Source organism: Candidatus Magnetaquicoccus inordinatus (assembly GCF_004217665.1).
Lineage (GTDB): Bacteria > Pseudomonadota > Magnetococcia > Magnetococcales > Magnetaquicoccaceae > Magnetaquicoccus > Magnetaquicoccus inordinatus.
The window spans coordinates 1-7809 of record NZ_RXIU01000171.1 but is presented as its reverse complement, the minus strand read 5'-3'; the positions used below and the strand labels follow the sequence as shown (position 1 = coordinate 7809).

General features: G+C 54.1%; 4 protein-coding genes. 1 reads left to right on the top strand and 3 read right to left on the bottom strand.

Annotated elements, in window-relative coordinates; genetic code table 11:
* Positions 1 to 556: 556 nt before the first annotated feature.
* Entirely contained in the window at positions 557 to 2017 is a 1461-nt protein-coding gene (locus tag EJP87_RS11720; RefSeq protein ID WP_130472064.1) for a hypothetical protein, read from the bottom strand.
* A gap of 525 nt (positions 2018 to 2542) precedes the next feature.
* On the opposite strand from EJP87_RS11720, the gene EJP87_RS11715 reads away from it, so the two are divergent.
* Complete coding sequence (locus EJP87_RS11715) at positions 2543 to 3475, top strand: DUF4351 domain-containing protein (RefSeq protein ID WP_193771325.1); 933 nt, start codon at positions 2543 to 2545, stop codon at positions 3473 to 3475.
* A gap of 41 nt (positions 3476 to 3516) precedes the next feature.
* Here EJP87_RS11715 and EJP87_RS11710 read toward each other — a convergent pair whose 3' ends face one another.
* Positions 3517 to 5121 (bottom strand): tetratricopeptide repeat protein, encoded by a 1605-nt coding sequence (locus EJP87_RS11710; RefSeq protein WP_130472062.1) that lies wholly within the window; start codon positions 5119 to 5121, stop codon positions 3517 to 3519.
* A gap of 90 nt (positions 5122 to 5211) precedes the next feature.
* Complete coding sequence (locus EJP87_RS11705) at positions 5212 to 7548, bottom strand: AsmA family protein (RefSeq protein ID WP_130472061.1); 2337 nt, start codon at positions 7546 to 7548, stop codon at positions 5212 to 5214.
* Positions 7549 to 7809 lie beyond the last annotated feature (261 nt).

The following is a 7809-nucleotide window of genomic DNA, read 5'->3' as shown; positions in this document are numbered from 1 at the left end:
CTCCTACATTAAGAGTGGAATATACCCGCCTATTCTACCAAATAATAGACCATGTTGCTAAGTTAATGGCATTGAGGGCACCTCCCTGGCCGGGTCCAGGGATGGAATCCCTGGGATTTTGCTTTTAATCTTTTGCCTTTGGCGCGCTTTTCAAACTAAGCCGACGCGCTCTTTGCGTCGGCGCAGCGCGCCTAATGGAAGCAAGCTGTGCGGATTGGCGCGCATTTTTGCGCCAATCCGCACAGCATCCCCATGGGGGTAGAGCTGGCGAGCCAGCACAAACCTGAATAGTTACGAGTATCGAAGGTAATGGTGGTCACAATACTGGCCTCCCACTGCACAAGATGGACTGGTCAGATTCAGGGTACCAGCACTAACCTATTTCTATCAACAACAATCCTGCAGCAAACAAGCGCGATGAGATTTTTCCGCACTTTACTCTCTGCACAATGCTTGGGCTCTGTAGCAGATCACACCACCCCCTGCAGATGCAAAAAAGGGAGGCGGAAAACTCCGCCTCCCTTCAGGGTCTTGCTGCAACAACCTTACTGAAGAATTAGAAGGTCATCTTCAGGGTGGCTTCGATCACGTGCATACCATCGGTTGCGGTCGCAACATCGCTGTTGGTCTTATCGTTCGGATCAACATACAGACCGGTCACAGCCAAACGAGTCGCCGGATTCAGCATGGTAGCCACTTCTACGCCACCACCCCAAGCACCATTGGTACGATTGTCAAGCTTGCCATTTTTGGCATAGTCGATATCTTTGGCCACTTGCACATAGTCCAACATGGGATTGATCGTCCAGTTGGGGGCAGGAACAAAGGTCAAACCAGCGCCCAATGCCCAAATGTTCGATTCCGGGGTAACGCCAGCGGCAGTAGCCCAGTTACGCAACAGATCTTGGGCTCCTGGACCAGACATATCCCAGGTCTTCGACCAAACCGGGTTACGGCTGGTGATCGCGGTGAAATCTTCACTGGCATACATACCATAGGCATTCCAGGCGCTACCCTTGGCCATACCCGGCAGGTCACCCTTCAAACGCAAGGCACCCAAAGCACCGCTGCCATCGAGCTGGCTGGTCGCAGCCGAAGTAACCGTCACATTACGCATACCGGTTTCCAAAACACCGGTCGCGGTCACATCCACACCACCCAACACGGTATTCAGGGTCACGGCCAACCATGTGTCGCTCAGACTCTTGTTACCGGAAACACCACCAAGAGCACTGTCTTTACCAGCATCCAGATAAGCAGCGGTCACACCATAGTTGACGGTACTAACTTTACCCAACAAGGCCAGGACATACAGATCGATATCATCATCGTGTGCACCAAAGCCGGTCCGGGCAGCCGTTCCAGCCACTGCTGCAGCCGTTTTTTGAGCTGCCGTTGCTGGAACACCAGCACCGGCAACAGCAGCAGCCAAGTTGGCATTATAGGCATCCGTATAAGCCGTATCCGAAGCCAAGGAATAACCGCTCAAGTTACCTTCGTTGATGCGGACGTTGGCCAACACTGCGGTCACATCACCGAAAGATTTGCTCAACATCACGGCACCGAAACCGGTATCATCGTTGTTGACCAGGATGTTATCGTTCAAAGCGATGGGCATATGACCCACTTTCAAACCAACACCAAATGCATCGGTCTCCAACCATGCTTTACGAATCGCCCAATCCGGGGTGCTACTGGTGGTACCGGAGAAGCTGACACCACCGCTGGCGCCAACTGCGTTATCTGCACCCTGCACCACACTGCTGTCCAAAGCACGAACTACCATGTGCGCATGGGTCGTTTTGTCTTGGACCATATCCATGTTCAACTGCACCCGATGCTGCCAACCGCGAATGCTATCCACATTGGCGGCATCTTTGGCGACTGTTGAATCAGCATCCTGCATGCGGAACATATAATAACCACCCAACTTCACTTCGCCCGCTTTTACCTGCTGGGGAGCTGCCATCATCAAGGTTGCCAAAGCGGCTGCACCCAAAATCATTGACTTCTTCATTGCTAACTTCTCCTTGTGTCTTGAGAGAAACTGACCTCCGGCTGATCCGGAAGCGTCTATTAATCAAAATGGACTGTGTGTATTCTTTGCAACACCCTGTTGCCAATCTGCAACAACCTTCGGTACGCTTATAGGTGATTTGTCTGTGGGCCGTCAAGAAAAAAATGTGATCCCCAGCATTTTTTTCTTAAAACCCTCTCGGTCTATCCCCTCTTACCTGACCGCTGCGGTTGCCATGCAACGCACTTGCTTCCTCTTAAAGCAGAATGCGTACCAATTTTTCTGAGCAATCATCTTCTGACTAACTTATTGATTTATCATAATATAATATATTAGCCATCCCGTCTGTTGCTTCTCTGCCACAGTGTCACATATCTGCCATATCGGGTTAATGAATGAATGGGCTTTGACTCTGTAACCGCCAAATCCCCTCCCAATTGCCAGAGAACCGGCACGCATGCTATAACTTGCAATAAAAATGGAATCATCAACATCTTCCTGAGCTCTTTTTCGGTGCACTCCATCATGGCCAAACCAACCAGGCACACCTCACCCCCAATAAAAAGAGATGGAGAGACCAATCGCTCGCAATATGATACGGTGCTTAAAGATCTGTTCCGCAAGCCTCCCCAATATCTGTTGCAAGCTCTGCTTGGCGAGCAGGCTGTGCGCCGCCTGCCGGTCGAATTTCCCTCTACGCAAAAACGCATCCCGGATCTTGTCTTCTTGATGAAAGATAACACTATTTTTCACCTCGACCTGCAAAGCCGACCGGAAAACATGGATTGGCGCATGCTGATGTATTATGCCTTCATTCGCCGCGACTATCCCGACACCCCCATCCTGCAAAAAGTGCTGTATGTCGGCGAAGAAAAGTGGCAACCTGCCGCCCGCATCGCAGAACCCCATTTGTTCTACCACTACGAATTTCTGGATATACGCTCCATAGAGTGTCATACTCTTATGAATAGTCCGGCATTGGAGGAAAACATCCTCGCCATCCTCTGCCGACAAGAAAACACCCAATATACCCTGCGGGAGATCTTGCTGCGCATCAGCGACTTGCCCCTCAAGGCCAGAGCCGATGCCCTGACCAGTCTGGTCATCCTCTCCCGCTTGCGCAAACTGGAAATCACCGTCAAAGAGGAGGCTGAAAAAATGGCTCTTGTCTTCAATATTATGGAAAATGACGTACTTCGCCCTCTGTTTCTCCAGGCACAACAGGAGAGCGAATCACGTGGGGAGATGCGTGGGGAGATGCGTGGGGAGATGCGTGGTAAATTGCTTGGCGAACGCCAAGGCAAAATTGATTTTCTGCTGCGCGTGCTGCAGCGCCGCTTCGGACCGTTATCAGAAACGATTATTGGGCAGATCAACAGTGCCGATACTGCCATGATTGACACCTGGAGCGAACGTATCCTCGATGCTGCAAGTTTGGATGAACTGTTGCTCCATTGATGAGGAGTCTCACCAGGCCAACCGGATAGGCAAAGCTGGTTTCAGCGCCGCCGCAGCTCCTGAGCTGCTGCCGGCCAACCTTGTGTTTGCAAGAGTGCCGCTGCCATCCGTCGTGGATCATCCGGCAAATAACGATCCTCCTCTGACTTGCCAGAAGCAACCGCCACCAATTGCAACCATTCCAACAAAGCACGCTCCTTGGCTCCCTCGGCCTGCCACAATAACGCCTGATGATAAGAGAGCGCTCTTTGCACCTCCCGACTCTGTGGTGTCAACGCCCCTAATAGATCACGCGCACGAATCATCGCCTCTTGTCGCCCGGCCTGCCCGGTCAACAAAAACAGGGCGCGAAACCCCCTCGCCCGCAACCCCTCTGGCCAATCATTGACCTTGGCCAAACGATCCAATATTCCATTCAATAAACGTGCATCACTACTCGTACAGCTTGCCAGCAGCAACAAACGCTCCCCCTCTGCCTCTGGCACAGTGAGCCCCTCCAACCACTCCCAGGCCCGCTGCTGATCTCCTGTCTCCCGCTCATAACCTGCATAGGCAACCCGCAACAGCTCCGGCAACTCCCCTCCCGGCCACAACTGCCCAGGATGCAAAATTCCTCCCTCTTCCACCAACCCCGTCAATCCCTCACTCGCCGCCTTGCGCAACAACTGCTCCAACAACAGAAAACGACGACCCTGCTCGGCCATCCCCTTGCCGTCAGCACGCAACAACTGTTTAAGGCCATTCATCCGCTGTTCGGTCGCCCGGCGCAGCGCCTCTGCCAGTTGTCGTTGCTCGGCCAACACTGCCGCACTCTCGTTGCCCGCCAACCATTGCCGCAACAACTGTGTGTGCAGAGTGCGCATCCGTGGCAACACCCCCTCTTGACGCATCCCACTTTCCAACCAGGCAATCGCCATATTCCAGTGTTTTTGTCCTGCCTCCCAACGCGCCAAAGCCAACCAACGCGCCCGCCGCTGACCAAGATCATTCGGCGTCGGCAGCTCTGCCAACTGTCCCAGCCAACCGCGCTCCTCCTGCACCTGTCCTTTGCGCCGCGCCAACTCGCCCATGGCGATCAACCATAAGGGATCCTGACGCGCCCGTTCACTCTCCTGCTCGTACAACTGCAACTGCAACTCCGCTTCCTCTACCCGGTTCAACTCCAACGCACACAAACCCAAAGCCAACTGTGCCTGAAATCGCTTCGCATGCTGAGGATAGGCCAACAAAAAAACGCTATAGCGCTTGTGCGCCTCCGCACAATCACCACTCTCCCGATAACTGTTTGCCAAAATCAAATGCAGATCAGGATAGACCGCAACACTCTCCTCCGGCATCTCCTTCAATAACAACTGCAACTCCTTATACTCCTCCAACTGGTATAATGCCTCTGCCTTCAAACGTAACCAATCGGCTGACAATAACGGCGCACCTCCCCGACTCAACACCTCATTGGCTACCCGCAACAGCAAACGCGGCGACCCACTGGCCAACAAGCGTCGTGCCAACGGTACCGATAATAAGGGCTGCCCACCGATCAACTCCTGTCCAGACAGCGTCTCCTCTTGCACTATACTTGGCGCCGCCTGCAGCTCCATCCCTGCCAAAAGAGTCATTCCCAACAGCAAAGTGAACACTCTGCGCATCGCTCATCTTTCCTATTCTTAAAGTTGTGGCTTGACTCGCCATCTACTCTTGCCAACACTCTCCACTCTCTGCGCAATCGCTGTGGTTGCCTATGGTTGCGCCAGAGGGGCAGCGCGTAACGCGCCAAATACAGGCCCTTTCCAACTCTGTATTTCCCCCTGCAAGCGCACCGGCAACAGCAGACGCTGTCCGTTCGCCAACTCCGCAGAGAGTGGCAACGCACCCTCAACCTCCAGCATATAATCCAGCACCCCACGGCGCAGATCCATATTGCCTCGTCCCGTCGCCTGTATTGGGGTGGCGTTTATTTGCAAATCACTGTTTTCCAATAATCCGGCCGCAATACGGCCACTGCCACTGATCTGACTGAAAGCAGTCTGCAACCGCCGTTCACCACTCCCCTTTTCCGCACCTGCCGACAGTGCAGGGCGTGGCTCACGCAGCATGCGTGCGCCTTCACGCCAACGATCGGCCAAATCGACACCATGAATCACGCCATCCTCAAGTGTCAACGTATAGGAGCCCTGCAGATTCTCCCATACGCTCTCCATCTGCACGCCATGGCTACGCAACTGGGTCACCCCATTGATCCGCCCGGTCAACCAACGTGTATTCCCCTGCATTCGCAACAACGGTTCCATCTGCAGCCCCTGCAGGCGCTTTTCCACCTGCCACTCTGGCTCTCCACTGCGCTCATCCCAGTGCAGTGTACTTTCCAACACCCCATTGTGCAGCGCTATCCGATAGGGCTGCAACTGTAACTGCTGCTCTTGCATGGCAATATTTACTGACAAATCAGCAGCGGGTACGATAGAGCTGGACAACTCCTCCACTTCCACCCGCCCCTGCAGGGCTATTTTCGGCAAACCCTGCTGCGGCATCTCCATCAACAACCACTCCGGAGCCAACAAGCTGCGATTCAACAAACCTGCCTGCTGCGGACCACTCCACTCCGGGGGCAAATAACGATCTATCTCTACCCGATCCCCATGCAAGAAAAAACGCAGTTGTGGCAGAGTCGCCGACTGCACTCCCGCCTGCCAACTCAACTCACCACGCCAGCGTGAACCATCCATCTCCAGCGCCAAATCAGCGATGGATAATTGCTGATCGTGCCACTGGATGTCCGCTGAACCACTCCCAGAACGCATCGCTGCGGGATCGGCAATAGCCGGAACCGAACGTCCCATCGCTACCAATAGTGCCCGCGGATCAAAACGAAAGGAGCGCAATTGGGCCTGAACATGTGGCTGACTCCATAACCCTGTGCCATGCAAACTTCCCTCTATGCGACTTTGCGCCGGGCCGATCACCTGCATCTCTGCCAAATCCAAGCGTTCCTGCCGCCAATCCAGCTCCATGGCCGACTGTAACGCAAACTCCACTCCGGCAGGTGGCAGTTGATCCGATTTGATCCGCCACAACAATCCTCCCTGGGGCAATTGCAGCTTGCCAGTCTGGCCATCAGCCAACGCTGCACCACGCAACACAAAACTCAACTCGCGAAACAGAGCTGCTTCACTCCACACGGTCAAGCGACTGTCCATCTGCTGCAAATGCACACGCATTGGTTCTGGACCATGGGTTACATCAGAACGCCAAACCAATTCCACCTCTTTGGCCGGCGGCAGATCGACCTTGCCCCGCCAATTGATCTGCAGATTCTGCCACTGCGTCACTCCCGCCTGCTCCTGGGTCTGCGGTTGGTAGGCCATGCTGAACCGTCCTGAGAGCGGCGGCGTGTGCACCTGCAGATCCGCCTTCAATTGTACCCCTGCTGCTTTCCCCTGTGCTGCAAATATCAGATGCTCGGCCAAGGCACAATTTGCTTCTTCCACTCCAAAGGCACAATAACGCAGCACACCATCCTTGATTGTCACCTCATGCGTTGTCAATACCGCCAACAACTGCGAGGCCAAATACAGCAACGGCTTGCTCTCTCGATAACCATTCCCGGCAGGAAGAGTATCCGCATCGGGAGCACCCGTTCCGCTTACCTTCTGCGCCCCTCCCTGCATCCGCTGCAGCAGATCATCCCAATTGTTGCGCCCTGCGGCATCGCTCTCCAGCAGCAATTCCACGCCAGTTGCCACTGGATGCTCCAGCAACCAGCGCCCCCGCCAGAGATTTTGCCACGGCAAACGCCCTTGCAAACGACGTATCTTCAGCATCGGTTCCGCACGAAAACCGGCCGCGTTGCTGACAGTCAACTCCTTGAGAGTAATCGTCGGATTGGGAAACAGCTCCCACTCCACATCCCCAGCCAACTGCATGTTGCGCCCACTCTTTTCCAGTACAATTGCCTCAATCCGGCTCTTGTAGTTGTTGGGGTTGAGCACCAACGGCAGCACAAGTGCCAACAAAAATGTTGCCATGATCAGCGAAAGTGCCGAATAGATCAACACCATGGTCCACTTGATAATCATTGTGCCACTATCTCTCACGATCCCTCACTCCCCCCAGGCAGCACTCTTCCCTGCACCCCACGCGCAGCACACTCATCGCCACTGACCTTCCCTCATCCCTCTTCTGCAGAGTAACAGAAAAACCGGCAAAGGTCATGTTCTCTTGACACATGGCCAGGGCAATCGCATTTGAAAATCAGAAAACTATTATGGAGGTCCAGGAGGAGATTATCTCCTCCTGGTGGGTGCAGGGCAAAGCCTTGCTGAAAATGTGCGGCGTTT

Coding starts and splice junctions, on each gene's coding strand:
- EJP87_RS11720 (WP_130472064.1), bottom strand. CDS start 2,017: ATGAAGAAGTCAATGATTTTGGGTGCAGCCGCTTTGGCAACCTTGATG.
- EJP87_RS11715 (WP_193771325.1), top strand. CDS start 2,543: ATGGCCAAACCAACCAGGCACACCTCACCCCCAATAAAAAGAGATGGA.
- EJP87_RS11710 (WP_130472062.1), bottom strand. CDS start 5,121: ATGCGCAGAGTGTTCACTTTGCTGTTGGGAATGACTCTTTTGGCAGGG.
- EJP87_RS11705 (WP_130472061.1), bottom strand. CDS start 7,548: ATGATTATCAAGTGGACCATGGTGTTGATCTATTCGGCACTTTCGCTG.